The 24692-nt window shown below is 49.5% G+C and carries 26 protein-coding genes; 12 read left to right on the forward strand and 14 right to left on the reverse strand.

Annotated elements, in window-relative coordinates:
- Positions 1-26 precede the first annotated feature (26 nt).
- The 5 genes from ACO0K8_RS15840 to asd all read right to left on the reverse strand — a co-directional run bounded on the left by ACO0K8_RS15840 (position 27) and on the right by asd (position 2731).
- Entirely contained in the window at positions 27-704 is a 678-nt protein-coding gene (locus ACO0K8_RS15840) for an energy transducer TonB (RefSeq protein WP_422947624.1), read from the reverse strand.
- Positions 705-724: 20 nt separating this feature from the next.
- Entirely contained in the window at positions 725-964 is a 240-nt protein-coding gene (locus tag ACO0K8_RS15845; RefSeq protein WP_422947625.1) for a (2Fe-2S)-binding protein, read from the reverse strand.
- Between the two features lie 25 nt (positions 965-989).
- Positions 990-1301, reverse strand: coding sequence for a hypothetical protein (locus ACO0K8_RS15850; protein ID WP_422947626.1), 312 nt, complete (start codon positions 1299-1301; stop codon positions 990-992).
- A 123-nt stretch (positions 1302-1424) separates the two neighbouring features.
- A complete protein-coding gene (gene hemP, locus ACO0K8_RS15855) occupies positions 1425-1631 on the reverse strand; it encodes a hemin uptake protein HemP (protein ID WP_422947627.1) in 207 nt (68 codons plus the stop codon).
- A 242-nt stretch (positions 1632-1873) separates the two neighbouring features.
- Positions 1874-2731 carry an archaetidylserine decarboxylase gene (gene asd, locus ACO0K8_RS15860; RefSeq protein ID WP_422947628.1) on the reverse strand — a complete coding sequence of 286 codons (858 nt, stop codon included), beginning with the start codon at positions 2729-2731 and terminating at the stop codon, positions 1874-1876.
- A gap of 201 nt (positions 2732-2932) precedes the next feature.
- On the opposite strand from asd, the gene ACO0K8_RS15865 reads away from it, so the two are divergent.
- From ACO0K8_RS15865 to ACO0K8_RS15880, 4 genes are all read left to right on the forward strand, one after another.
- Positions 2933-4228 carry an HD-GYP domain-containing protein gene (locus ACO0K8_RS15865; protein WP_422947629.1) on the forward strand — a complete coding sequence of 432 codons (1296 nt, stop codon included), beginning with the start codon at positions 2933-2935 and terminating at the stop codon, positions 4226-4228.
- A gap of 2 nt (positions 4229-4230) precedes the next feature.
- Entirely contained in the window at positions 4231-6159 is a 1929-nt protein-coding gene (locus ACO0K8_RS15870) for a PAS domain-containing sensor histidine kinase (protein WP_422947630.1), read from the forward strand.
- 179 nt (positions 6160-6338) lie between these two features.
- Positions 6339-6887 carry a peroxiredoxin gene (locus ACO0K8_RS15875; protein ID WP_126128204.1) on the forward strand — a complete coding sequence of 183 codons (549 nt, stop codon included), beginning with the start codon at positions 6339-6341 and terminating at the stop codon, positions 6885-6887.
- A 109-nt stretch (positions 6888-6996) separates the two neighbouring features.
- Entirely contained in the window at positions 6997-7515 is a 519-nt protein-coding gene (locus ACO0K8_RS15880) for a carboxymuconolactone decarboxylase family protein (RefSeq protein WP_422947631.1), read from the forward strand.
- 74 nt (positions 7516-7589) lie between these two features.
- Here ACO0K8_RS15880 and ACO0K8_RS15885 read toward each other — a convergent pair whose 3' ends face one another.
- The 3 genes from ACO0K8_RS15885 to ACO0K8_RS15895 form a co-directional block, all read right to left on the reverse strand.
- A complete protein-coding gene (locus ACO0K8_RS15885; RefSeq protein ID WP_422947632.1) occupies positions 7590-8564 on the reverse strand; it encodes a MurR/RpiR family transcriptional regulator in 975 nt (324 codons plus the stop codon).
- Positions 8565-9113: 549 nt separating this feature from the next.
- Positions 9114-10211 carry a tRNA 2-thiouridine(34) synthase MnmA gene (gene mnmA / locus ACO0K8_RS15890; RefSeq protein WP_422947633.1) on the reverse strand — a complete coding sequence of 366 codons (1098 nt, stop codon included), beginning with the start codon at positions 10209-10211 and terminating at the stop codon, positions 9114-9116.
- 2 nt (positions 10212-10213) lie between these two features.
- Entirely contained in the window at positions 10214-10702 is a 489-nt protein-coding gene (locus tag ACO0K8_RS15895; protein ID WP_422947634.1) for an NUDIX hydrolase, read from the reverse strand.
- Between the two features lie 374 nt (positions 10703-11076).
- On the opposite strand from ACO0K8_RS15895, the gene ACO0K8_RS15900 reads away from it, so the two are divergent.
- From ACO0K8_RS15900 to ACO0K8_RS15915, 4 genes are all read left to right on the forward strand, one after another.
- Positions 11077-12192: a Re/Si-specific NAD(P)(+) transhydrogenase subunit alpha gene (locus tag ACO0K8_RS15900; RefSeq protein ID WP_422947635.1), complete on the forward strand. Its 1116-nt coding sequence runs from the start codon at positions 11077-11079 to the stop codon at positions 12190-12192.
- A gap of 33 nt (positions 12193-12225) precedes the next feature.
- A complete protein-coding gene (gene panD, locus ACO0K8_RS15905; RefSeq protein WP_422947636.1) occupies positions 12226-12588 on the forward strand; it encodes an aspartate 1-decarboxylase in 363 nt (120 codons plus the stop codon).
- A gap of 114 nt (positions 12589-12702) precedes the next feature.
- Positions 12703-13017 carry a proton-translocating transhydrogenase family protein gene (locus ACO0K8_RS15910; RefSeq protein ID WP_422947637.1) on the forward strand — a complete coding sequence of 105 codons (315 nt, stop codon included), beginning with the start codon at positions 12703-12705 and terminating at the stop codon, positions 13015-13017.
- On the forward strand, positions 13017-14462 hold the full coding sequence (locus tag ACO0K8_RS15915) for an NAD(P)(+) transhydrogenase (Re/Si-specific) subunit beta (RefSeq protein WP_422947638.1): 1446 nt from the start codon (positions 13017-13019) through the stop codon (positions 14460-14462). Before ACO0K8_RS15910 ends, ACO0K8_RS15915 begins: the two co-directional genes overlap by 1 nt.
- Before the next feature lie 85 nt (positions 14463-14547).
- Here the strand turns inward: ACO0K8_RS15915 and ACO0K8_RS15920 are convergent, their stop codons facing one another.
- Both ACO0K8_RS15920 and ACO0K8_RS15925 read right to left on the reverse strand, forming a co-directional pair.
- Positions 14548-15099: a CNP1-like family protein gene (locus tag ACO0K8_RS15920; protein ID WP_422947639.1), complete on the reverse strand. Its 552-nt coding sequence runs from the start codon at positions 15097-15099 to the stop codon at positions 14548-14550.
- Positions 15086-15712, reverse strand: a complete 627-nt coding sequence (locus ACO0K8_RS15925) for an RNA pyrophosphohydrolase (RefSeq protein ID WP_422947640.1) — start codon at positions 15710-15712, stop codon at positions 15086-15088. Before ACO0K8_RS15925 ends, ACO0K8_RS15920 begins: the two co-directional genes overlap by 14 nt.
- Before the next feature lie 228 nt (positions 15713-15940).
- Here ACO0K8_RS15925 and ACO0K8_RS15930 point away from each other — a divergent pair, with 228 nt between their 5' ends.
- Entirely contained in the window at positions 15941-17677 is a 1737-nt protein-coding gene (locus tag ACO0K8_RS15930; protein WP_422947641.1) for a proline--tRNA ligase, read from the forward strand.
- A 189-nt stretch (positions 17678-17866) separates the two neighbouring features.
- Positions 17867-18385, forward strand: coding sequence for a lytic transglycosylase domain-containing protein (locus ACO0K8_RS15935; RefSeq protein ID WP_422947763.1), 519 nt, complete (start codon positions 17867-17869; stop codon positions 18383-18385).
- 195 nt (positions 18386-18580) lie between these two features.
- On the opposite strand, the gene ACO0K8_RS15940 is transcribed toward ACO0K8_RS15935, so the two are convergent.
- The 4 genes from ACO0K8_RS15940 to ffh all read right to left on the reverse strand — a co-directional run bounded on the left by ACO0K8_RS15940 (position 18581) and on the right by ffh (position 22023).
- On the reverse strand, positions 18581-19003 hold the full coding sequence (locus ACO0K8_RS15940) for a nuclear transport factor 2 family protein (RefSeq protein WP_422947642.1): 423 nt from the start codon (positions 19001-19003) through the stop codon (positions 18581-18583).
- A gap of 111 nt (positions 19004-19114) precedes the next feature.
- Positions 19115-19567 carry a nuclear transport factor 2 family protein gene (locus tag ACO0K8_RS15945; RefSeq protein WP_422947643.1) on the reverse strand — a complete coding sequence of 151 codons (453 nt, stop codon included), beginning with the start codon at positions 19565-19567 and terminating at the stop codon, positions 19115-19117.
- A gap of 496 nt (positions 19568-20063) precedes the next feature.
- Positions 20064-20456: an SWIB/MDM2 domain-containing protein gene (locus tag ACO0K8_RS15950; protein WP_422947644.1), complete on the reverse strand. Its 393-nt coding sequence runs from the start codon at positions 20454-20456 to the stop codon at positions 20064-20066.
- 199 nt (positions 20457-20655) lie between these two features.
- A complete protein-coding gene (gene ffh, locus ACO0K8_RS15955; protein WP_422947645.1) occupies positions 20656-22023 on the reverse strand; it encodes a signal recognition particle protein in 1368 nt (455 codons plus the stop codon).
- A gap of 392 nt (positions 22024-22415) precedes the next feature.
- On the opposite strand from ffh, the gene ACO0K8_RS15960 reads away from it, so the two are divergent.
- Positions 22416-23576 (forward strand): ABC transporter substrate-binding protein, encoded by a 1161-nt coding sequence (locus ACO0K8_RS15960; RefSeq protein WP_422947646.1) that lies wholly within the window; start codon positions 22416-22418, stop codon positions 23574-23576.
- Positions 23577-23660: 84 nt separating this feature from the next.
- Positions 23661-24629, forward strand: a complete 969-nt coding sequence (locus tag ACO0K8_RS15965) for an ABC transporter substrate-binding protein (protein ID WP_422947647.1) — start codon at positions 23661-23663, stop codon at positions 24627-24629.
- The last annotated feature ends 63 nt before the right edge of the window (positions 24630-24692 follow it).

Consider the following 24692-nt stretch of genomic DNA (forward strand, 5'->3'; position numbering starts at 1 on the left):
GAACAAGTCTGTATTTCTCGAAACAATTATCCGTTGAGGCTAAAACTTATGGTCGCGGTGGCCAGCATCATGAGCGCCTTGCCGTCTTCTATATACGGCTTGAACAGGGCGCGCATCAAAGCTACACGAGCGGCTTCATCTAACCTATGTGACCCAGAAGATTTTTGTATTTCGACTTTTTCGGCGCGGCCCTTTTCATTCACCAAGACTAGCAGGCTCACTTTTCCCTCTTCGCCCATGCGGCGCGCCAGAGGTGGATAATCGGCTTGTGGCGCTTGCAAATATTCGACTCCGCTGACCAATTTTGGCTGTGCTGGTGCGCTGACTGCCGGGGCGGTATTTGTCACCACGCTGCTGGCTTCACTGCTAGGCTTACTCGCTAGCACTGGCACTGGTGCCGTAGTGATCGCATTGTCTGGGTTGACGCGAGCCACGGTCTGCAGCTCAGGTGGCGGTGCGATCAAGCTTGGCGGCGGTGTTAACGGCTTGCTTAGTGCTGGTGGTGGCAGAACGCTAGGCGGCACGGTTTCTGCCATTTGTAGCACATTAATGTAGACTTCTTTGGGTATGGCCTGTACTACTTTAGTCAATGCGCCGTGTTGTAAGGCGTAGAGCAATAGTAAGTGCCCGAGCACAATTGCCAGCAAGGCGAAATGGCGCGAACTGTTATTTTTCTGTTCGTGCTGGTTCATAGTCAGTGTCATGCTGGTTCTCACAAAAATGATCAGGCGGCGATGCCAATTGCTTCGTGCATAGTCTGGAAATGGACTGGGTGTGTCACCATGCTTGGTGGTGCGACGTGCGGCTGGCAGTCGCGCAGCACCTGACGCGCGCAGCTAAGACATTTTCCGCAGCAGCTGCCTACCTCAAGATTACTGCGCAATTGGGCAAGGGTAGAGATTCCCGCTTCTACCGCAAGCCGAATTTTTGATTCAGAAACATTATTGCAGACACAAACTATCATCTTAGACCTCAGTAAAAACGCTGAACTAGCGGGTTGCCCCGACCAGGCGAGCCAGTAAATTTAATTTATTTTGTTGCGGCAGACTACGTTCGACTAAGCCTGCCCATTGTTCAGATAATTGTTGGCAAGTGGCACTTAAGACTGGTGCCAGTTCGGGTAAATCAGCCAATATCTTTAAGTGGCGCTCTATCACCGATGCCAGCTTGACGCAGGAGCCCGTCTCGGCTTGGCTATTGGCGGTGTAATGCGACATCAGATGCAATACGGCAGCGAGCAATAATTCTGGCTGCGCAGGTTGTTGACCCGATACGAAAAATTCTGAATTTACGCTAAGCATCAAACTCTCCTTGAAGAATGGGTTTTGGCTTGCGCTCTCGCTTCAGAAATATTTTCGACTTGTGGGGCATCGGTTTCATACTCTGAGTGCGAAATCTGAGATGGCTGGCTGCTGGTGTGCAAATTAGGCTGTCAAAATCAGTTTGTTTAACTGCGTTACACGCAAACGATAAATTCGACCTTCATGATCGATTTCCACTTCACGCATTTGCTGCATCAGTTCGCCGCTTTTTAATCGCAAGACCTCTTTAGCTCCTGCAGTCGAGCCGGGGCGAACGCTGTTTTGGCTAAGCTGTATGGGCTTGGTCAGCGAGGATGTTTCTGAGGCCATTTTCCACTCCTTAATCTAAACGAGAACAATTCTTATTTAGATTATTATGTAAGCAGCGCGGATTTGCAAGAACTTTTTTGAAATGAGCCTATAAAAGAATGTCTATTTGTTAAAATTTTCTCTACGTAACCGCAAGACATTGCAGGTTTCGCTACAAACTTTCAGGCCTGAAAAGCAAAAGGGGCAGAAAATTCTGCCCCTTTTTGTGTGTTGCTCTGCTCGTTTTCGTCGCTAACTGATCGTTAGCTCAGGTTTTTTGGCATATCACCCATTTGCTCGCCTAAACGAACTGCGGCGGAGGCGCTCCAATTAGCATTGAACTCCAGCGTATCTTTAGGAAATAACATGACCACGGTAGAGCCGAGTAAAAAGCGGCCCATTTCTTCACCTTTTTTGAAGCGTATATTTTGATCGTCGTAGCGCCACTCACGCACTTCTTTGCTGCGTGGCGGATTAACGATGCCATGCCAGGTGGTTGCCATGCTGCCCACTATCGTAGCGCCGACTAAAGTCAGCACAAAAGCTCCTTGTTCGGTATCAAACACGCATACCACCCTTTCATTGCGGGCGAATAAGCCTGGCACACCACGCGCCGTGGTGGGGTTGACTGAAAACAAGTCACCAGGTACGTAAATCATACGTGTTAGCTTGGCATCGCAGGGCATGTGGATACGATGGTAGTCGCGTGGACTTAAATAGATCGTGGCAAAACTGCCATCGTGAAACTGTGCAGCGAGAGTGCTATCGCCGCCGACTAGGGCTGTCGCGGAGTAATCGTGGCCCTTGGCCTGGAATATCTGACCCTGTTTGATAGCGCCGAACTGGCTGATAGCGCCATCCACCGGACAGATAAATTTACTGGAATTGAGGGGGCGGGCATCCGCTCGCAATGGGCGCGTAAAAAACTCATTGAAACTAGCGTAGCTGCTGATGTCTGGATTGGCCGCCTCGGCCATATTAACTTGGTAGCGAGCGACGAACCAGCGTATTACGCGTGTCGTCAGTTGGCCCGCCTGGGCATTCGCACCTGTTCCGAGTAACTCGGTAATAGCACGTTTTGGAAGTAAATACTGCGGCAATACGGCAAGGCGATCAGACACGATAGGGAACCTTTAAGCTGAGGAAGCAGGGATTATAACCGCGACTGTCTTGCTGCCAGCGAAAAGCTCTAGGCGGGGGAAATAGCCACAACAACAGATATGACCTACAATTAATCGCGGACTTGCTAGTTGTGCATGCATAAAAAAGGTATGCTCTAAACTTAGCTCAGTATTTGATTAGTTAAACCAAATGAAGGCGTCATGGCGGACGATACTCAACTCATTGCGATAGATCAGGTCAGGATAGGCATGTTCATCAAACTCGATCTGAGCTGGTTTCAGCATTCCTTTCCCATGAGTTCATTTAAGATCACCAACGAACAGCAACTCCTCGATTTGCGCGCGCTTAAACTTAAGCAAGTGCGTTATATTCCCGCAAAAACTGATCCCGTGTCGGTAACGCCTAGCGTGCCACTCAGCAAACCGCCTGCAACTGAAAGTGAAATTCAAGTATTCGATAGCATGATCGCGGCCAAACAAGCGCGCTTTGAAAAACTGCAGGCACAGAGAGCAGAAATTGCACGTTGCGAAGAAAAATTTGTGCATGCTGCAACTGTCGTTAAAAATATCAATAAAATGATTTTTTCCAAGCCTGCTGAAACTATCGTTGAGGCAGCTAAATTAGTCGACAGTATCGCCGATGTGTTTTTAAATGGAAATGACGCGGTGATGCATTTGATACAGCAAACTGGCGGTAGTGAAGAATTGTATTTTCATTCCCTAAATGTATCGGTGTTGGCGATGATGTTGGCGCATGAGATGAAATGCACAGAATCGCAAATGAAATCAATAGGGATGGCTGGCTTGTTTCACGATCTTGGAAAAGTCAATGTGCCAGACAATATCGTGAATAAAACCTCGCCACTCACCAAGCCTGAGCAGAATTTTTTTGAGTTGCATACCCAGTATGGAGTCGAGGTGGGTGAAAAAGCGGGCATGCCAAAAATTGTTCTGGAAGTGATGGCGGCCCATCATGAATTCGTCGATGGAAGTGGCTATCCTTTAAAATTGAAAGGTGATGCAATACGCCTGCCTACCCGCATCGTGACGATCGCTAATGTCTACGATAATCTGTGTAATCACGTCGATCCGAATCAATCATTGACACCGCATGAAGCTTTGTCGTCTATGTATGCGCATAGACGCGCGCAATTTGATCCGGCTGCTATGGCTACTTTGGTAAAAAGCCTAGGCGTGTACCCGCCCGGTACTCTGGTGCGTTTATCGAATGAGGCGATAGGTCTGGTGATGAACGTCAATGTCGGTAAGCCGCTACGTCCGCGCATTATGGTATATGACGAGGAAATCCCTAAGGCCGAGGCAATTATTCTTGATTTGGCGGTAGAAAATCAGGATCTCGGTATCAGCGCCAGTATCCGCCCCGGATTACTGCCACGGACTATCTTTGACTACCTGAATCCACGCAAAAGAGTGAATTACTATGTCGATTCACAATCGAAAAAAACGCCAACAAATGTTGCGGCGCAGACAGGCTAAGTATGGACCCATCTGAACAGCTTTCGGTGAGCAATCAGGGGCATCTCAGCGATGCTCTGATGCGTCATGTGATAGAGCGTTCCAGGGATGCGATCATGGTGGTAGACGCGGAACGATTGATCTTGCTCGACGTTGATCAAAATGTTTGTCAGATGCTTGGGTACACACGCGAGCAATTATTGGGACAAGCGCTGGCAAATGTTGAGTGCTCCTTGCTGGATGTGTTTTTTTGGGAGGACCTAAAACAAGTTGCGTTGCTGAAACTGAGTCGTGTCGCCGAGACCGAGTGGATGCGTAGTGATGGCAGTTCTTTTCATGTGGAAAAGAGGGTCTCGTATTTTTCTGAAAACGGTAAGAATTTTTGGATCATTCACGCTGAAGATATTACCCGCAGGCGACTGATCGAAGAGCAGCAAGTGCAATTGGTGTCGCAATTACAAAGCTCTATGGACGCCACCGCGGAGGGGATATTGGCGGTCGATTTATCGGGCAAGGTAATTAACTTGAACCGACGTTTTGCGACGATGTGGAGCCTGCCTGAAGAGATCTTGGTCGGACGCAGTACCGACGCCACCATGGCGTATTTACGCTCGTGTCTGATCGATGGCGCAAGGTTTTCTGCCAGTCTTGATGAAGTGTTACTGGTGCCGCAAATGGAAACTGAAGATCTTCTGGCGTTGTGCGACGGGCGCTATTTTGTGTGCGTCTCCAAGCCCGAATTTTTGCGCGACCGTCTGATCGGGCGCGTCTTTAGCGTACGAGATATCACTGCCATGAAAAAAGTCGAGAACGATCTTCTGGCCGCCAGGGATGCCGCCGAGTTGGCCAGTCTGGAAAAAACCGTCATGTTAGAAGCCTTGCAAGTCAGTGAGTTGCGTTTGCGCAGGTTGCTCAATTCTAGTCTGATCGGCATCATGCAGGGCGATATTCGTGGCCACTTAACTGAGGCTAATGAGGTTTTACTTCAGCTATTGGGTGTTAGTCGTAGTGAATTTATGACTACCGACCACGATTGGTTGGCGCTGACTGCGCCTGACAGCTATGCCAACTACCAGGCCGCCATGTTAGAGCTACATAAGCATGGACAGGCGGCGCCGTTCGAAGTTGAATTAAGGCGCAAGGATGGCAGCACGGTTCCAGTGATGGTGGGTCTGGCGCAACTGGAGGGTTCACGGGTAGAGTGGGTGGGCTTTGTGCTTGATTTGACCGAGCAACGTAAGGCGGATCGCATCAAAGCCGATTTCATTTCCATGGTTAGTCATGAATTGCGTACGCCATTAACCTCTATTCGTGGCGCGCTCAGTTTGTTGGAGCATGGGGTCGGTGGGGTACTTCCACCAAAAATTATGGATCTGGTCAAAATAGCGCATAAGAACAGCCAGCGTCTTGGGGTCTTGGTAAATGATCTGCTGGACATGGAAAAACTGGCATCCGGCAAGATGGCTATCAGTGTCGATAGATTTGATTTGATGGCGGTCACGTATCAAGCGCTGGAGGCGAATGTCGCTTATGCCCAGACTTTAGGTGTGCAATATCGGCTCACTGAGCATCCTGAGCATGCTTTGGTGAATGGCGACAGCAATCGCTTAATGCAAGTATTTGCCAATTTATTGTCGAATGCTGCGAAGTTCGCACCGGCTGGTGATTTTGTTGAGATAAGGGTAGTCGCGCAAGACGCGACTTTCCGGGTCGAGGTCGTGGATAGAGGGCGGGGCATTCCCCTGGCGTTTCGAGAAAGAATTTTTAGTAAATTTGCGCAAGCCGATGGTGGTGATACCCGTCAGCAAGGCGGAACTGGTTTGGGTTTAAATATTTCCAAAACGCTCATAGAAAAAATGGGCGGGGAAATCGGTTTTGAGAGTGAGGAAGGGCGAGGGACCGTATTTTGGTTCACTCTGCTGGCTGGAGCACATCGGCTTAGCGATAAATAAGCCAGTTTTTTTGCAGTTTGCTGGATGCAAAAGCAGAGCTCTCAGGGATATTTTTTAGCTAAGAGGATGTTAGTTATAATCTATTGGATATTTAAAATTCATAGTGATATGCTTGTCTACGTTGTGAGCGATATGTTCATTTTGTAGCACTTATTTTAGTAATTAATTAGGGGAATTTTATGAAAACTGTAGGTCAAAAACTCGACGCATTTAAAGTTGCTGCTGCTAAACCAGGTTTTAATCATCACGAAGAAAACGGCGTGTCTGCATTTGAAGACATCACCGAAGCGTCTTTCCCAGGCAAATGGAAAATCATCTATTTCTACCCAAAAGACTTTACTTTTGTGTGCCCGACTGAAATCGTAGAATTCGCTAAATTGGCTAATGATTTCGCCGAGCGCGATGCTGTCTTGATGGGCGGATCTACTGATAACGAATTTTGCAAATTGGCATGGCGTCGTGAACATAAAGATCTGGATAAATTGAATCACTACGCTTTCGGTGATGCAACAGGTTCTTTGGTTGATATGTTAGGCGTACGTGATGTCAACGCTGGCGTGGCTTTGCGCGCGACTTTCATCGTCGATCCAGACAATGTCATTCAGCACGTATCTGTGAATAACCTTAACGTTGGCCGTAACCCTACAGAAATCCTGCGTATTTTGGATGGTCTGCAAACTGACGAACTGTGCCCATGCAACCGTACAGTTGGCGGCGCAACGCTGTAATCGTTAGACTGTGCTGGCGAAAAAGTAAGCTAAGCTCAGCAATCTGCTTAGCGCTACGATGAAACCCGCTGAGGCGGGTTTTAAAATCTCTTATTGATAGGAAAATACTATGGAATTCTTGACTTTAATTAAAAATTTGATTCCTGATTATGCCAAGGATATCCGTTTGAATATCGATGGCACGATTGCCCGCACCAGCTTAGAGGGTAGTGATGCGGTGGGCGTGGCGCTGGCAGCAGCCTTCGCGGTCAAGAGTAAGCCCATCATAGATATCATCAAAGCCAGTGGCGTGATGAGCCCGGAAGAAGTCAATGCAGCGCTGACTGCCTCTGCATTGATGGGGATGAATAATATCTGGTATCCGTTTGTCGAGATGACGGACGATGCCGATATGAAAACCCAGGCCGCGCAATTACGCATGAATGCCTACGCCACCAATGGCGGCGTCGATAAGCGCCGTTTTGAGATGTATGCGCTGGCCGCATCTGTCATAGGCAAGTGCCATTTCTGCGTGAAATCGCACTTTGAGCTATTGAAAAAAGAGGGTATGTCTACCGTGCAATTGCGCGATGTAGGGCGTATCGCCGCGGTGATTAACGCTGCTGCACAAGTGATTGCGGCCGAATAAACACTGGCAGAAAATAAAAAAGCTGACTAAAACAGTCAGCTTTTTTTCTTGTTTTTCGGGCTACGTCGGCCAGCCTATTCCTGCTCACTGGTATCGACCGGAGTCGGTTTGCGCGCTGCCTGAGTGCCGCCCTGATACAACCAGGGCATGACAAATTTAGTCATTTCCGAGGCCGAATGTACCGGTGACTTGGCTTGATGCGCAACCGCACTACAGATTGCCTCTATCAGGCACAGGGCGGCACCCTCGGAGTTCGGTGAGAACTGACGCCTAGTCTGTGCATATAAGGTGACATTGGCATGCGAGGCCAGTGGTGAACTAGGGACATCCGTCAGGGCTAGTACCGGTACGCCTTTTTCCCTGACCTGGCGCAGCATGGTGATGACATCCTCAGCGTAACGCGGGAAAGAAATGCCGATCACCAGATCGCGCGGTGTGTATTTAAACAATTGTCTTGCCACATGGGACGGGCCGCCTGAGCCTACCGTGCATTGTATGGTGTCGCAAAATGGATCTAGACCATGCGCCATTAAGCCGCCCAAAAATGCGCTGGCACCGTAACCAACGATGTAAATGCGCTCGGCGTTCAAGATCATGCGCACGGCCTGATTGCACAAGTCCGGCGACAGCCCGCGTCTGGTGGCTTCCAGGTTGGCCATATCCTCGCTTAATGAATCACCGATGATTTCAGTACTGGTGGCAGGCCGCTGTACTTCGGTGCGCAGATTGTCGATAGGCGCCAACATCGCTTCAAAACCACAGACCAGTTCGGCGCGAAATTGCGGATAGCCATCGAAGCCCAGCGCGCGCGCGAAGCGATTCGCGGTAGCGATAGAAATGCCGACAGAATTGGCTAGCTCATCAATCGACATGGTGGCCGAGCGAAACGCATTAGACAGCACGTAATCAGCGGTTTTTCTATGCGCCTTGGACAGGCTTAAATAGACCTTGCCTATGCGAGCATTAACCGTACCGCCGGGTGTGGGTGTGTCGATATGTATCATGGGAGCAAGCACCGATGGAAAGTGGAAATGTAAATATAATTTCATCTCTTCTAATTGTAAAGAAATGAAGTACATCAAATCGATCTGCGCGCCATTTCATATTAGAAGTGTGCATTTGTTGTTCAAGGCATCATTAAACGCGACAAAACTCAAGACGAACAGAAAACACCGTAGAGTAAACCTAAACAGGGAAATTTTCTTCTGAATTTTTCAAATATTTCCACTAATAATTCTGCTTATCTGGCTACCAATTTGCGACTAAATACATACTCCCAGCGGGTATATTTTTATCACGCACGTACTATATGCGTAATTGGAACATTTTTATGAAAAGTGAGGGGAGTATATGTTTTGCTTAGTTCGCGCAAAGCTAAGGCGAAGTTGAGCGAGACTATGGTCTCGACAGCCACCACTGTGGCATTTGGACGTATCCAGCAATTACCTGGCCTTTAAAGCCGACCCGATAAGACATTTTTAAAATCGCATCCGCCAGCGCGCATATCCGATGCGGCTTTCAGGCCGGATGCCGCCAGCAGGCGCTTGGAATATGCGCCTTGGGCCTGGTTACTTTTGAAATTGGCAAAGTTCTTGCCGCTAGACCGCCGAGCTATTGATAATGCCGCCACCCAGGCAGATATCGCCATCGTAGAGCACGGCCGATTGGCCGGGGGTGACGGCCCATTGCGGCTGTGCAAAAGCGAGCTGAAATTCTTGCTCGTTGCCGCTAAAGCTACAGGCCATGTCGGCTTGGCGATAGCGAGTTTTGGCGGATAAAGCGCTGATCTCAGGCGCGTGGCCGGCCACCCAACTCACTTGTGCCGCCTCTAAGGAAGACGAAAGTAACCACGGATGATCGTGTCCCTGCACCACGTACAGAGTGTTGCTGGCGACGTCTTTGCGCGCCACATACCAGGCATCGCTGCTGCCATCGGCATTTTGATGCGATTTAATCCCGCCTATGCCTATGCCCTTGCGCTGGCCCAAAGTGTAGAAACTCAGGCCGACATGCTGGCCTATGACCAGACCTTCCGGTGTTTTCATGTCGCCCGGCGTGTACGAGAGGTAGCGGTTCAGGAAGTCGCGGAAAGGACGTTCACCGATGAAGCAAATACCGGTCGAATCTTTCTTTTTGGCGTTTGGCAATTGCAATTGTTCGGCAATTTTACGTACTTCGGTTTTTTGAATTTCACCTAAGGGGAATAGGGTATTGGCCAGTTGCGCCTGATTTAACCTGTGCAGGAAATAACTCTGATCCTTACTGGCATCGAGCGCTTTGAGTAATTGAAACTGGCCTTGCACTTCGCGTACGCGGGCATAATGGCCGGTGGCGATGTAGTCGGCTCCCAGCTTCATGGCGTGATCCAGGAAGGCCTTGAATTTGATCTCGGCATTGCACAGCACATCGGGATTCGGTGTGCGGCCAGCCTGATATTCGCGTAAAAATTCGGCAAACACCCGGTCTTTGTATTCGGCGGCAAAGTTCACCGCCTCGATATCGACGCCGATCACGTCCGCGACGCTGACTGCATCAATCCAGTCTTCACGGGTCGAGCAGTACTCGGAGTCGTCATCATCTTCCCAGTTTTTCATGAACAGGCCGATGACTTCGTAACCTTGCTCTTTCAATAGCCAGGCCGAGACCGAAGAATCGACCCCGCCCGACATCCCGATCACCACTCTTTTTTTACTCAATTTTAAACTCCAAGTGCACTAGCGTGCGTAAACAAGAGCGACAGCGGAGCGCGCTGGCCTTGCAGGTAATCGTTCACACACTGCATTACCAGGGGGCTGCGATGGCGTTCTTGCGACGCGATTAATTCTTCCTGCGTCATCCACAGGGTGCGCAGTATGCCGGTGTCCAGTGGCCGCGCATGTGCCGCGCCAAGCTGACCGGTAAACGCAAAACGTAAATAGGTGTTTTGCTCACCCGTGCTGGCCGAAACATAACGCGACAGATAGCTACCAATTAAGGCGGTCGGCACGAAATCGTGCGCGGTTTCTTCCAGGGTTTCACGGATCACCGCTTGTTCCAGGGTTTCATTCGGATCGAGATGACCTGCCGGCTGATTGATGCGTATGCCGTCGGGAGTCTGTTCTTCTATCATGAAAAACTCATGGGTATTGCCATTTTTGCGGGCAATGATGGCCGCGACCGTGACTGAGGGCTTCCAGATTATTGACATAGCTGCTTTCGAATAGTCCGACATTTTACTTTGACATCAAATAATATGTGCGAAACTAGCAAATTTGACGAAAAATTAGCTAATGCGAATTTTGTATATCGGCCGATTTTATTCTTGGCTAAGCCCGTGAATTTGCGGAAAACTAGCCAGTCCGGTTTCTCTGATCGGCTGGAAAGCCTTATGGCTAGGGGTTCTCGGATGTTTTTTCTATTTAACGCCAAAGTAATATTTTGTCGCTAGCATAGTAAACATTGGTAAATGAGTAAAAATTCGAACGGTTGTGCTAAAAAACATTTTGCGTGTAATATTGTTGTCGAATATCAAATGTAAGATTCGGGTAAGAATTTTAAAATTGCAAACCAAGGAGTAAGTCTATGAGAATCGGCATTCCCGCCGAGAGCCGGCCGGGCGAGACGCGTGTAGCGGCGACCCCAGAAACCATTAAAAAATATGTTGCAGCTAAGCATAGCGTTATCGTGCAAGCCGGCGCAGGTATCGCTGCCAGCATTACCGATGAAGCTTATCAAGCTGCCGGAGCCCAAATCGGCACGGCGGCGGAAGCTTTTGGTGCCGAACTGATCTTGAAGGTCAGAGCGCCATCGGCAGAAGAGCGTGCTCTGATCAAGTCCGGTACTGTACTGGTTGGCATGCTCAATCCTTTTGATGCTGAGAATATCGCAACGATGGCCGCACACGGCATCTCTGCTTTTGCACTCGAAGCGGCACCGCGTATTACCCGTGCGCAGTCGCTCGACGTCTTGTCATCACAAGCCAATATCGCCGGTTACAAAGCCGTGTTAATGGCGGCCAATACCTATCAACGTTTCATGCCTATGCTGATGACTGCCGCTGGTACCGTTAAGGCTGCGCGCGTCCTGATCATGGGCGTAGGTGTCGCTGGTCTGCAGGCGATCGCTACCGCCAAACGTCTGGGTGCCGTGATTGAAGCCTCTGATGTACGACCTCCGGTGAAAGAACAGGTTGAATCGCTGGGCGCGAAATTTATCGATGTGCCTTACGAAACTGATGAAGAGCGCGAGATCGCCAAAGGCGCAGGCGGTTACGCTCGCTCTATGCCGGCAGCGTGGATGGCACGTCAAGCGGCCTTGGTACATGAGCGCGCCAAACAAGCCGACATCATCATCACCACCGCCTTGATTCCGGGTCGCAAAGCACCGATCCTGATCTCGGAAGAAACCGTCAAGGCTATGAAGCCAGGCTCGGTGATCGTCGATATGGCGGTCGAGCAGGGCGGCAATTGCCCACTCTCCGAACTAGGCAAGACCGTCACCAAGTACGGCGTGCATATCATCGGTGAGCCAAATCTGGCGACTCTGCTGGCGGCCGACGCCTCAGCCTTGTATGCCCGCAACGTACTTGATTTCCTCAAGTTGATCATCGATAAGGATGCGGCGCTGGTGATCAATAAAGAAGATGAAATCATCGCTGCCACGCTGGTCTGTGCCGGCGGCGAAGTACTTAAAAAATAATACTGAAATAGAAATACGGAATTAGGAATTACCATGCAAAGAAATATGCTACGCGCCAAAATTCATCGCGCAACTGTCACCCAGTGCGATCTCCACTACGAAGGTTCGTGTGGTATCGATGAAAATCTGCTCGATGCCGCCGACATCAAGGAACATGAGCAAATTGAGCTGTACAACGTTAACAATGGCGAACGCTTCTCCACCTATGTCATCAAAGGCAAACGTGGTAGCGGTGAAATCTCCTTAAACGGTGCAGCAGCACGTCGTGTACAACTGGGCGATCTGATGATTATTTGTACCTACGCACCGATGACGGATGAAGAAGCGAGTAACTTCAAACCGAAAGTGGTGTTTGTCGATGTCAAGAATCACATCACTAGTCTAAAAGAATATTAATCTGGCTTAATTTTAGCTAATTTCAGCGAACAAAGAGATTAATACGGATTAATTAAGATTGCGGGTTTAAGGCTAATTCTAAGCCTTATCAATAAATTTAACAGAGAGGACATCATGGAAGTTAGTCATACCCTTACCAACCTCATCATATTTGTGTTGGCGATTTACGTCGGTTACCACGTGGTCTGGACCGTTACCCCTGCTTTACATACGCCTTTAATGGCGGTCACCAATGCCATATCTGCCATCATCATTGTCGGTGCTATGTTGGCTGCCGGTCTGACTGAAGGCTTGCTGGCGCAAGTGATGGGCACGGTTGCCGTGGCTTTGGCTGCGGTGAATGTTTTTGGCGGATTTTTGGTGACTCAGCGCATGCTGGAAATGTTCAAGAAAAAAGAACCTAAAGCAGCCGCCAAGGAGATCAAATAATGAGTATGAATTTGGTCACTATGTTGTACCTGATTGCCTCAGTCTGTTTTATTCAGGCGCTTAAGGGCTTGTCGCATCCATCTACTGCAAGACGTGGTAACGCCTTCGGTATGGCGGGTATGGCACTGGCAGTGTTCACCACGATCGCCTTGATCGTTAAGCTCAAATCAGAAGCATCTGGCTCTGGTCTTGGCTATGGCTTGGTAATCCTCGGCGTAGTAGTCGGTGGCGGTATCGGTGCCACTCTGGCCAAACGGGTAGAGATGACGAAGATGCCTGAACTGGTGGCAGCGATGCATTCTTTGATCGGTCTGGCAGCGGTTTGTATCGCGGTGGCAGTGGTGGCTGAGCCTTGGATTTTCAATATCACGGCACGCGATGCGGCGATCCCTTTTGGTAATCGTCTGGAGTTGTTTATCGGTACCTTTGTCGGTGCGATTACCTTCTCAGGTTCTGTCATCGCTTTCGGTAAATTATCGGGTAAATATAAATTCCGTCTATTCCAGGGGGCGCCCGTCAGTTTTGCCGGTCAGCATATGTTGAACCTCTTGCTGGCTTTGGCGATGCTGGGTTTCGGCCTGATGTTTTGCTTCGCACCTGGTACTGCGCCAGCCTGGTTGCCGTTTGTCCTGATGGCGGCGATTGCCTTTGTGCTAGGTGTATTGATCATCATCCCTATCGGCGGTGCTGATATGCCGGTGGTGGTGTCTATGCTCAATAGTTACTCTGGTTGGGCCGCTGCAGGTATCGGTTTTTCTTTGAATAACTCGATGTTGATCATTGCTGGTTCGCTGGTCGGATCTTCCGGTGCAATTTTGTCTTACATCATGTGTAAGGCGATGAACCGTTCCTTCTTCAATGTCTTGCTGGGTGGCTTTGGTGGCGCTCCGGTAGAGGCTGCAGCAGGTGGTCAGGTACAGCGTCCGGTAAAATCCGGCTCTGCCGATGACGTCGCCTTTTTGCTGGGCAATGCCGAGACCGTCATCATTGTTCCTGGTTATGGCTTAGCCGTGGCACGTGCCCAGCATTCGCTCAAAGAGTTGACTGAGAAGCTGACACATAAAGGTATCACCGTTAAATATGCAATCCATCCTGTGGCTGGTCGTATGCCTGGCCACATGAACGTCTTGTTGGCAGAAGCGGAAGTGCCTTACGATCAGGTGTTTGAGATGGAAGACATCAATAACGAGTTCGCGCAAGCCGACGTAGTGCTGGTGCTGGGTGCCAATGACGTGGTGAATCCTGCCGCTAAAGATCCAAAATCAGCGATTGCCGGTATGCCAATTCTCGAAGCCTACAAAGCTAAGACGGTGATCGTCAACAAACGTTCTATGGCCTCCGGTTATGCTGGTTTGGACAATGAATTGTTTTACATGGATAAAACTATGATGGTGTTCGGCGATGCCAAGAAGGTCATCGAAGACATGGTCAAAGCGATCGATTAAGTTTTAAGGCCCAATAAAAAGCCCTCTCAATTGAGAGGGCTTTTTTATTTCTTTCGCATTTTTTTGCGTCGCTCTGAGTCAGAACTTAAAATGACTTCAGCACTTGCTTGTGTTTGATGCGGTTGATGATCTGTTCGGCTTTTCCTGCGATGCTTTTGCCTTCGCAGAAATAATCGTAGAACAAGGTGCTATGTTGCTTATTCGCTCCAGTATCAGGAATCCTGTCCCATAGCTCGCGGCGTGAATTTGACCAGCTACCGTCACTACGGCCGAAGGCGTATAGTTTTTTCTCGCCAGTCTGGCAGCGTATCCCTTCATAGCTGATGTTCTTGGCACCACCAGTGCTATTCGACACCAGGGTATAGCGTACGCTGCCATCGCTATTCACGCTCAATGATTTGGCATCGATAAAAAAGGCCTGACTACCACTGTCATAAAACGCCAGCAAATTTTCTGCCAACGGTGCACTAGGTAAAGTGATCGCAATTTCCTGCCATTCTTTGTTCACTTCCTCTTCTATGTCGCGACTAGTCGCTGCCAAGGCCAGTTGCGTCAAGCCGCTCAGAGCCAGCACTGAAAAAATAAGTTTTGGCAGCGGTAGCGCTAGGCGGAATTCAGATCGTCTATTTTGCTTCATCTTTGCCATCTTCATTGATTGAACTCGTTGTGATATCTACGCTGATACTGGTCTGTATGGACTGCAGACTAGTTGTAGCGGTAACTTCTATTGTTGCATCCACGCCGCGCGCAGTTTTGCGTTGCGCGCTCGGATGATCGGTTCTGTGGATGAAACGTGATAACTCTTGCAGAGCGAGTTGATACACGCCGCGCTTAAACTCTATCACCACATCTAAAGGCACCCAATAGTCATGCCAACGCCAGGCGTCAAACTCCGGATGGCTGCTGGCACGCAGATTAACATCGCAATCCCGTCCAACCATGCGCAGCAGAAACCAGATCTGTTTTTGACCACGGTAGTGTCCGCGAATTTCACGCTTGATGAAATGATCCGGCACCTCATAGCGCAGCCAGTCGCGGGTGCGACCTATGATCTTGACGTGCTCGGGCCGCAAACCGGTTTCTTCTTCCAATTCGCGAAACATGGCCTGTTCCGGTGACTCGCCGTACTTGATACCACCTTGAGGAAATTGCCAAGAATGTTCCCGTACCCGCTTGCCCCACCAAACTTCATTGCTCGCATTGAGCAATATGATGCCAACGTTAGGCCGAAAGCCTTCACGATCTAGCATGTTCAACCTCAATACTTTCTGCGGCTAAACGGCGTGCTCCTGAAATGTCAAATGATGTCGTGCGTGATTTATCGTGTATTTTCACTATGTAACACGGTGTTCATCACATAAAAATGCAAATAAGGCGCAGTTTCCATCATCAAATATGCAAAGAGTAGGCGCATTAGCCAACTAATCCTTTAAAATTGAGATGATTATAACCCTCTATTTTTGAAAAGAATCATTGTCATGCGTGCTACACGGTTTTTTATTTCCACTTTGAAAGAAGCCCCTGCCGATGCAGAAATCGTCAGCCATAAATTGATGATGCGTGCCGGCATGATTAAGCGTCTCGGTTCCGGTATCTACAACTACATGCCTATGGGCTTGCGCGTCATCCGCAAAGTGGAAAATATCGTGCGCGAAGAGATGAATCGTTCAAATGCGATCGAGATGTTGATGCCAGTGGTTCAGCCTGCTGAGTTGTGGCAAGAGACTGGTCGCTGGGATAAAATGGGCCCGGAACTGATGCGTGTCAAAGACCGCCACGGTCGTGAATACGCGATCCAGCCTACCTCAGAAGAAGTGATTACCGACGTAGTACGTTCTGAGATCAAATCCTATCGCCAGTTGCCACTGAATTTTTATCATATCCAGACCAAGTTCCGCGACGAGCGTCGGCCACGGTTTGGCCTGATGCGTGGCCGCGAGTTCACCATGAAGGATGCCTATTCTTTCGATCGCAATGTAGATGGCCTCAAACAGTCGTATCAAGTGATGTTTGATGCCTACACGCGTATTTTTACGCGCTTTGGCCTGGAGTTCCGTGCCGTCGCGGCTGACAATGGCGCTATCGGCGGTTCCGGTTCGCACGAGTTTCATGTGATCGCCGATACCGGTGAAGATGCGATTGTGTATTGCCCAAGTTCGGATTATGCAGCGAATATGGAAGCGGCCGAGGCCGTTGCACCTAGCGGTGACCGCGCTCCTGCCAGCGCTGCGCTAACTAAAGCGGCGACACCAGGCAAGGCCAAATGTGAAGATGTTGCTGAGTTACTGGCGATTCCTTTGACATCGACCGTGAAATCGATCGTGCTGACGGTAGAAACTGAAGAGAAGGGTGCTGTACATAAGCAAGTCTGGTTATTGTTGTTGCGCGGTGATCACGAGCTCAATGAAATCAAAGTCAGCAAGATCCCAGGTCTGGCAAATAACCGCTTCGCCACTGAAGACGAGATCATAGAACATTTTGGTACCCGTCCAGGTTACCTCGGTCCTATCAATACCACGTTGCCAGTCAAAATAGTCGCTGACCGCACGGTTGCCATGATGAGTGATTTTGTCTGTGGCGCGAATGAGGCCGATTTCCATTTTACCGGTGCCAACTGGGGCCGCGATCTTCCCGAAGCCCAAGTCGCTGATCTGCGTAATGTGGTCGCGGGCGATGCCTCGCCCGACGGCAAAGGCGTGTTGGCGATACAGCGCGGGATAGAAGTTGGTCACGTGTTCCAACTCGGCACTAGCTATTCCGAGTCCATGAAAGCCACTTTCCTGGATGAAAACGGCAAGCCACAATTTTTGCAAATGGGGTGTTACGGCATAGGCGTGACACGCATCTTGGGCGCGGCGATAGAACAGAATTTTGACGACAAGGGCATCATCTGGCCAACCGCGATCGCGCCGTTTGAAGTCGTGCTTTGCCCTATGGGGATGGATAAGAGCGAAGCAGTCAAAGAACAAGTTGAGAGCTTGTACGCAGCATTGCTGGCCGCTGGTGTCGATGTAATTTTAGATGATAGAGGTCAACGTCCGGGTGCCATGTTCGCCGATTGGGAATTGATCGGTGTCCCGCATCGCATCGTGATTGGCGAGCGTGGTCTGAAGGATGGCATGCTCGAATATCAAGCTCGTCGCGATACCGAAGCCAGTGCAGTCGCGGTAGCAGATATGCTGTCCTTCATCCTGGCGAAATTGGCTGGGAAATAAACTACAGGGATGGAGTATATTTTAATGCGCACGTCTATAGTGCGAGGTAGACCTAAATTGAGCGATACCCCCGGGTTTTCGCTTAATCGGTGGTTCAGGCAGCAGCTTCGTTTATTGAGTATTTCTGCATTTATCTGCGCGCTTTTTGCTTCTCAGTTGGCCTTGGCCGGGAATCAAAAAGAGGAGGCGATGGCCGATTCGGTACGGCTGGCCTTATCCAAATTGGTCAGCGATCCGCGTCCCCCTAAACCTAGTTTTGATCAGATCGAAGAGCGTATCAAATATCTGCATTGGCTGGCAGAGATGTCGGATCGCCTGAAGCGACGTCTGACCGATAAGCAAACCAGACTCGAATTCATAGAGGCCGTCTGGTACGAATCGAAACGCGCCGGACTCGATCCTGCCATGGTGATGGGCCTGATACAGGTGGAGTCGGGCTTTCGTAAATATGCTACCTCAGTGGTCGGTGCCCGCGGCTATATGCAGGTGATGCCATTCTGGTCGCGCGTGATCGGCGACCGTGATGCGCAAAAGCTATTTCAGATGCAATCGAACCTGCGTTATGGCTGCGCAATTTTGCGCATGTACATCGATATGGAAGCGGGCAACCTGTATCTGGCCTTAGGACGTTACAACGGCAGCCGGGGCCGGCCTGAGTATCCGAATGCAGTTTTGGCGAACTGGAAGAATTGGGAATACAAAAAGTAGCGCTACTAAAACCTCGCATGCTTAGGCTAGGACTGAAATTTTCCCCGTCTGTTCCTTTATGCTGAAACTCACACGCATATTCCACGCGCCTCGCAGCCGCTTTTTGCTCTGTGAGGCGCAACTACGTTGCGTACTCGGTTTTCAATTTTTGCAGCTTAATATGCGCAGATAGCTTGTGGTGGAATGCATATCGTCTTAAGGGGCGATGAGCTGCGCATTAAATGATTTGTGAATAATTTTCCATTCGCCGTCCACTTTTAACAGGCTCATGTAATCGACAAATTTCACAGTCGGATAATCCAAAACAACCCTGGCAACGGCGGCATCGCCGGTCATATCAATGACTTCGAAGCGGCGTTTTCTTAGTGCCTCATCGGCCGCAGGTTTCCCACTGAATCGGCGCGCGTAGTCCTCTACGCTCCACACTATCATCTTGCCGCCCATGTAACCAACTACTTTGGCATCAGCGCTGAAGGCTTTTCGCATGAAATCAGCATTGCCGGTTTCATGCGCGCGTAGGTAGTTTTGTAATGGGAGCTTGGCTGATTCTGACTCTGTGCTTTGTGCAAATAATGATGTCGCCACCAATAGTGTTCCAAAAAACATTGCGAATTTCATGTTGTCTATTCCTTGCATATGTAGATACGATGATCCCAAGCGCTCGCTGGATGCAAGCAGTAAGCGGCGTGCTGTTGGGGGGGGCTTACACCTGATTGAGGCCTATGTGCTTTAGTTGGTTTTCTTAGGCTTGCTATACCAGAGCGCATTGACAATGACCCAACGCTCGCCGAAGCGGCCCATATGAAAATAGTCGATAAACCATGGTGTTTCTAAGCGCACCGAGGCGGCGCTATCGCTCACATCCAGTACTTTGCAACTACGATTCCATTCTTCGAATGGGGTTTTCAGTACGCCTACTTTGGTAAGTTCTACCAGTTCTTCTTTTGACATACGACGCAGGCCTAAGCGCTCATCAGGTGTATCACCAATCACCGATCGCTTTGCTAAATCGGGATGGAGCGAGCGCGCGACACGTAGCGGATTCGCTTCTAATTGACCGTCGATATAGTCGAAGCAGGTGGCTTCAATTGCGGCGATAGTCGCTTTGTCTATCTCGGCAGCGGGTGCATTTTGAGTATTTGCCAGGATGGCTGCAGAGACGAGGAGTGCTGAAAAGATCATAGTGTTTTAATCCTGACTGGAAGTGAACGAAACACAAAAAAATCTAAAATAATGCATGGTTCTGCTGGCCGCCGTGCTGATACTTGGCGCTAGCTAGCGACGATTAAAGATCTTGCTATCCTCAGACGCGATAGGCAGCGTTTAGTTCCACCTCCACGCTAAATTGAAATATGCGCGACTTTTACTAAGGATTACATCGCCGCCATAGCGTGCAGAGTTTTTGAAAATCCCGAAGCGTTCACGCTTATTCTATGCGCCTCACAGCCGCTTTTTGCTCGTAAAGGCGCATCTACATTGCGTGCTTGGGTTTTGTTTTTATGCAGCTGTGCGACTATCGCTTGCGGTGGAATGCATTCCTCAATAGCGAAAAGCGACGTGAAAACTTTGCACAAATAAAATCTGGATACAAAAAAGCCCGCGCGTTGCGGGCGTTTTTGTTTGGGATTGGGTTAAACACACCCAATAGTTTCCCAAAAAACTGCGGCTACACTAAATATCAGGACAGGTGGCCAGAAATCAGTTTAGTCATCTCAAACATAGACACTTGTGCTTTACCGCCGAAAACGGCTTTCAGCTTGTCATCTGCATTGATGTTGCGACGATTCGCGGCATCTTGCAAATCATGCTTTTTGATGTATTCCCATACTTTTTTAGTGACTTCAGTACGTGGAATTGCTGCTGTACCGATCACTGCTGCCAATGTAGTGGAAATAGTCATTGGCTTCATGAAGGCTGCGTTTGGCTTACGCGCTGGGGCGTCTGCTTTAGCTGCTTTTGGTGCGGCTTTAACTGCTGGCTTCGCTGCTGCCTTAGTTGCCTTAGGGGCTGCTGCTGGTTTTTTAACTGCGGCTGCTGGTTTTGCTGCTGCTTTTTTTGGTGCTGTTGCCATATTGAGGCTCCTTCACAAATTCGTTGAAAATGCGCCATTTCACGCATCTCTTATAGTGGTGGGCTTTGCAGGGCGATGCAAGTCTTTTTTGTCACTTTTTGTAGAAAATGTGACGGATTTAGCAGCGTGACGCCCTTCAAGGCGAAAAAAAACCGGATCTGGCGTATTTTCGCGAGATCCGGTAGCGGCTAGGTGCTGCTTAGCGTTTGCCTGGCATCATGCCTTTCATGCCGCGTAACATCTTCATCATGCCACCGCCTTTGAGTTTTTTCATCATGGTTTGCATTTGATCGAATTGCGCCAGCATGCGATTGACTTCTTGAATCTGCACCCCAGCACCGGCGGCGATGCGACGTTTGCGCGATGCCTTGATCAGATCTGGTTTGGCTCTTTCTAGCGGCGTCATGGAGTTGATCATGCCTTCCATGCGGCGCACTTGCTTGTCGGCCTGGCCCATATTGGCGCCATTCGCCGCCTGCTGTAATTGCGCCGGCAGTTTATCCATCAGGTTGGCCATGCCGCCCATTTTTTTCATCTGGCTCAGTTGCAGCTGGAAATCGTTCATGTCGAACTTGCCGCCGACCTTGAGCTTTTGCGCCAGATCTTGCGCGGCGGCGACGTCCATGCCTTTTTGGGCAGACTCAACCAGTGCCAGAATATCGCCCATGCCCAAAATACGATTGGCCATGCGGGTAGGATCAAAGGCTTCCAGACCGTCGAGCTTTTCTGAGATACCGGCAAATTTAATTGGTTTGCCAGTGATATGGCGTACCGATAAAGCGGCACCGCCGCGTGCATCACCGTCTAATTTAGTCAGCACCACGCCAGTCAGCGGCAAGGCATCGTTAAACGCCTTGGCGGTATTGACTGCATCTTGCCCCAGCATGGCATCGACCACAAACAGGGTTTCGATAGGATGCACCGCGGCGTGGACTGCCGTAATCTCTAGCATCATGGCTTCGTCGATACCGAGGCGACCGGCGGTATCAATGATCAAGACATCGTGGTGATGTTTTTTAGCGTAATCTAAAGCTGCCAGCGCGATATCGACAGGTTTGTCAGTGGGCAGGGTAGGGAAAAAGTCGGCACCGACTTGTGCGGTGACTGTTTGCAGCTGGCCGATCGCAGCAGGGCGATAGACGTCGGCAGAGACGGTTAAGACCTTTTTCTTCTTTTGCTCTTTTAAATACTTAGCCAGCTTACCGACCGTGGTGGTTTTACCCGCACCTTGCAAACCCGCCATCAGAATGATCGCTGGCGGCTGGGTGGCAAAGCTTAGTTGATACGCTTCTTCGCCCAGATCGGCACCCATTAAGGATGCCAGCTCTTTCTGCACCACCCCGACTAGTGCCTGGCCTGGTGTCAGTGAGCTGATGACTTCTTCACCTAGCGCTCTTTCTTTAACACGGGCGATCAGGTCGCGCACCGCTGGCAGTGCAACGTCGGCCTCTAATAGTGCCATGCGTACTTCGCGCAGCATTTCTGCGGTATTCGTTTCGGTCAAGCGCGCTTCGCCACGCATGGTCTTGACCACTTTGGCGAGGCGTTGGGTAAGGTTATCTAGCATGGTGGATTTGGATTCTTAATAAGTAGTGGTTCTAGCCATCTAAGCCAGATCTGGCGCTTAGCATAAATTAACCCGCCATTTTAACCGATGTATAGCTGCTGACTACTGCTTACCATTACTTACAGCAAGTTTGCGGGACTGACGGCAAGATGAAAGTATTAGTGCTGCATGATCCGGGTCGCAGTGTAAATTTGCTTTTTTGTCTGAAAATACAGAAAAATGATATAGAAGGCCTGAGTTTTGACACTTATTTCGTACTTAATTAGTACTTCTACCGATGTTGCTTAAAGAAAACTATGATTAAATCAGCTCGGCCAAAAGCGTGTTGGCGGGCAGTTGGGATGGCATGAAATTGTCATATAGAAATTGCATTCAGAATAAATGGAGACAAAATGAGATTAAATACGCCGCTATTACAAAAGCATAGAAAGCTAATCAAGCTGGCATTCTGCACTAGCCTGTTGTGCCTGGCCGCACCGGTGTTGGCTGAGGAGGGCGTTAGCGATAGTACGATACTGATAGGCCAGACGGTAGGCGTGAGCGGGCAGATTGCCGGGCCGGTGAAAGAAATGATGGCGGGTGCCAATGCCTATTTTGCCGCGACGAATAAAAATGGCGGTATCAATGGCCGTAAAATCGAGTTGCTCACTTTGGATGATAAATTCGATCCGGCCTTAGCCGCTGCCAACGCCGAGACTTTAATCAAAAAAGAGCATGTGCTGGCGCTGTTTCAATCCCGAGGCACGCCGCATACTGAGGCAATTCTACCCTTGCTCGCTGCACACAAAATCCCTTTGATTGCGCCCAGCACCGGTGCCACGGTATTTCATCAAACTACCAATCGGTATTTATTTAATGTGCGCGCCAAATATCAGGATGAAGTGGTGAAGGCGGTTGTGCAATTTTCGACTATCGGGATAAAGAAAATATCTTTGATGTACGTTGATGACAGTTTTGGCAAAGACGGATTGGCTGGTTTTGAAAAAGTCATGGCGCAGCAAAAGCTGACGCCAGTCAGTATTAATAAATTTGAGCGGGCCAAGCCTGATCTCGATAGTGTTGTCGCAAGTGTGGTGAAGACCGCCCCACAAGGTGTTCTTATCGTCGGTTCGGCAGCAAACACGATCGACATCATAAAAAAACTGCGCGCACTGAATCCCTTAATCCAATTGATGACCTTATCGAATAATTCTTCGCAATCCTTTGTCGATGAGTTGGGTAAATTGGGGCAAGGTGTGATGATGTCGCAAATTATGCCGGATGCGTCTTCACTCGCGACCGGGCTGGGCCAAGAGTTTAAGAGCATGGCGCAGGCAAATGGCGTGAATCCCTCGTACGCGGCAATGGAAGGCTTTGTTGCCGCCAAAGTCTTGGTCGAAGGCTTGAAACGCGCCGGCCGTAGTTTGACGCGTGAAAGTCTGATCAGTGGTTTGGAGTCTATACGTAAAGTGGATTTGGGTGGCTTGATACTTAGTTATAGCGAGCGCGATCATAATGGTAGTGAGTTTGTTGAGCTCACCATGATCAATAAGAGCGGAAAATTTATTCGCTGAAGACGTGCTCGATAGCTAAGGATCATCGAGTTTATGTCGTTTCTCGCTTAAACTCGGGCTTACATCTAAAAACAGGAGATCTTCATGTTAAAAAAAATCAAAATCGCCAGTCTGTTATTGCCTTTGCTCGCCATGACGGCGCAGGCTCAGGAAGTTATACGCTTAGGTAATCTCAAGTTCGCCCATTACGGAGCAGTCTCGTATATTAAAGAGATCGCCCCTAAATGCGGCATCAAGGTCGAAGAGCGGGTCTTTGCTAAAGGTCTGGACGCCATGCAAGCGGTGATCGCAGGTGAGCTTGATGTGGCGGCAGTCTCGTCGGAAGCGGTGATTTCGGCGCGTGCCAGCGGTACGCCTATCTATCTGGTGGCCGGATTTGCCAAAGGCGGGGCGCGTCTGATGGGGCGGGCCGATCTGGGTATGAAGACCGTCAAAGATCTCAAGGGTAAGAAGATCGGTGTGACGCGCGGCGGCATACAAGAGATCTTGCTGGCGGCCGAATTATCGCAAAACGGTTTGACGTATTCCGATCAAGCGGGTAAAGACGTGCAAATTATTTACCTCGGTTTCCCAGACTTGAACCAAGCTTTGCTGGGCAAAAATCTGGATGCCATCATGCAGTCAGAACCCTATTCCTCGCAAGCCATTAGCAAGGGTTTTGGTAATGAAATCATCAAGCCTTACGATACGCCGATCGGCGAGCCGGTACGCACCATGGTGATGACAGAAAAATTCTATAAAGAGCGCAGGCCGGTAGCAGAAAAGTTTATGCGTTGCTTCGTCGAAGCCACCAAAACTTTTATCGATAATCGCGATCTGGCCGAAAAATATGTACGTGAAAATATGTTCAAGGGTCAGGTCAGTCACGAAGATTTTGTCAATGCCATAGAAAACTCGCCGTATTCGTTTGACGTCACTGCTGAGCATATCCAGATCACCACCGATCTGATGCAAAAATACGGCATAGGAAAAATGAGCAAGCCACCCGTGGCCAAAGACTGGGTCAAGACCGACTTGCTGGAGCAGGCGAAAAAGAGCATGAACATCAAATAATGTCGCTCATTTAATGTTGTTCGTTTCTAGCACAGCGGTGGGTCCGCTGTGCGCTGCAAAAAA

Source organism: Undibacterium sp. Ren11W (assembly GCF_049340485.1).
Lineage (GTDB): Bacteria > Pseudomonadota > Gammaproteobacteria > Burkholderiales > Burkholderiaceae_D > Undibacterium.

Excerpts from the sequence above, each read along its gene's own strand:
- ACO0K8_RS15950 (WP_422947644.1), bottom strand. The coding sequence starts at position 20,456 with ATGGCAACAGCACCAAAAAAAGCAGCAGCAAAACCAGCAGCCGCAGTT.
- ACO0K8_RS15960 (WP_422947646.1), top strand. The coding sequence starts at position 22,416 with ATGAGATTAAATACGCCGCTATTACAAAAGCATAGAAAGCTAATCAAG.
- ACO0K8_RS15845 (WP_422947625.1), bottom strand. The coding sequence starts at position 964 with ATGATAGTTTGTGTCTGCAATAATGTTTCTGAATCAAAAATTCGGCTT.
- hemP (WP_422947627.1), bottom strand. The coding sequence starts at position 1,631 with ATGGCCTCAGAAACATCCTCGCTGACCAAGCCCATACAGCTTAGCCAA.
- ACO0K8_RS15925 (WP_422947640.1), bottom strand. The coding sequence starts at position 15,712 with ATGCTAGATCGTGAAGGCTTTCGGCCTAACGTTGGCATCATATTGCTC.
- ACO0K8_RS15885 (WP_422947632.1), bottom strand. The coding sequence starts at position 8,564 with ATGAAATTATATTTACATTTCCACTTTCCATCGGTGCTTGCTCCCATG.
- ACO0K8_RS15895 (WP_422947634.1), bottom strand. The coding sequence starts at position 10,702 with ATGTCAATAATCTGGAAGCCCTCAGTCACGGTCGCGGCCATCATTGCC.
- ACO0K8_RS15940 (WP_422947642.1), bottom strand. The coding sequence starts at position 19,003 with ATGAAATTCGCAATGTTTTTTGGAACACTATTGGTGGCGACATCATTA.
- ACO0K8_RS15865 (WP_422947629.1), top strand. The coding sequence starts at position 2,933 with ATGGCGGACGATACTCAACTCATTGCGATAGATCAGGTCAGGATAGGC.
- ACO0K8_RS15915 (WP_422947638.1), top strand. The coding sequence starts at position 13,017 with ATGAGTATGAATTTGGTCACTATGTTGTACCTGATTGCCTCAGTCTGT.
- panD (WP_422947636.1), top strand. The coding sequence starts at position 12,226 with ATGCAAAGAAATATGCTACGCGCCAAAATTCATCGCGCAACTGTCACC.
- ACO0K8_RS15920 (WP_422947639.1), bottom strand. The coding sequence starts at position 15,099 with ATGAAGCAAAATAGACGATCTGAATTCCGCCTAGCGCTACCGCTGCCA.
- ACO0K8_RS15840 (WP_422947624.1), bottom strand. The coding sequence starts at position 704 with ATGACACTGACTATGAACCAGCACGAACAGAAAAATAACAGTTCGCGC.
- ACO0K8_RS15870 (WP_422947630.1), top strand. The coding sequence starts at position 4,231 with ATGGACCCATCTGAACAGCTTTCGGTGAGCAATCAGGGGCATCTCAGC.
- ACO0K8_RS15880 (WP_422947631.1), top strand. The coding sequence starts at position 6,997 with ATGGAATTCTTGACTTTAATTAAAAATTTGATTCCTGATTATGCCAAG.
- ACO0K8_RS15900 (WP_422947635.1), top strand. The coding sequence starts at position 11,077 with ATGAGAATCGGCATTCCCGCCGAGAGCCGGCCGGGCGAGACGCGTGTA.
- ACO0K8_RS15945 (WP_422947643.1), bottom strand. The coding sequence starts at position 19,567 with ATGATCTTTTCAGCACTCCTCGTCTCTGCAGCCATCCTGGCAAATACT.
- ACO0K8_RS15965 (WP_422947647.1), top strand. The coding sequence starts at position 23,661 with ATGTTAAAAAAAATCAAAATCGCCAGTCTGTTATTGCCTTTGCTCGCC.
- ACO0K8_RS15850 (WP_422947626.1), bottom strand. The coding sequence starts at position 1,301 with ATGCTTAGCGTAAATTCAGAATTTTTCGTATCGGGTCAACAACCTGCG.
- ACO0K8_RS15875 (WP_126128204.1), top strand. The coding sequence starts at position 6,339 with ATGAAAACTGTAGGTCAAAAACTCGACGCATTTAAAGTTGCTGCTGCT.
- ffh (WP_422947645.1), bottom strand. The coding sequence starts at position 22,023 with ATGCTAGATAACCTTACCCAACGCCTCGCCAAAGTGGTCAAGACCATG.
- ACO0K8_RS15935 (WP_422947763.1), top strand. The coding sequence starts at position 17,867 with ATGGCCGATTCGGTACGGCTGGCCTTATCCAAATTGGTCAGCGATCCG.
- ACO0K8_RS15930 (WP_422947641.1), top strand. The coding sequence starts at position 15,941 with ATGCGTGCTACACGGTTTTTTATTTCCACTTTGAAAGAAGCCCCTGCC.
- ACO0K8_RS15910 (WP_422947637.1), top strand. The coding sequence starts at position 12,703 with ATGGAAGTTAGTCATACCCTTACCAACCTCATCATATTTGTGTTGGCG.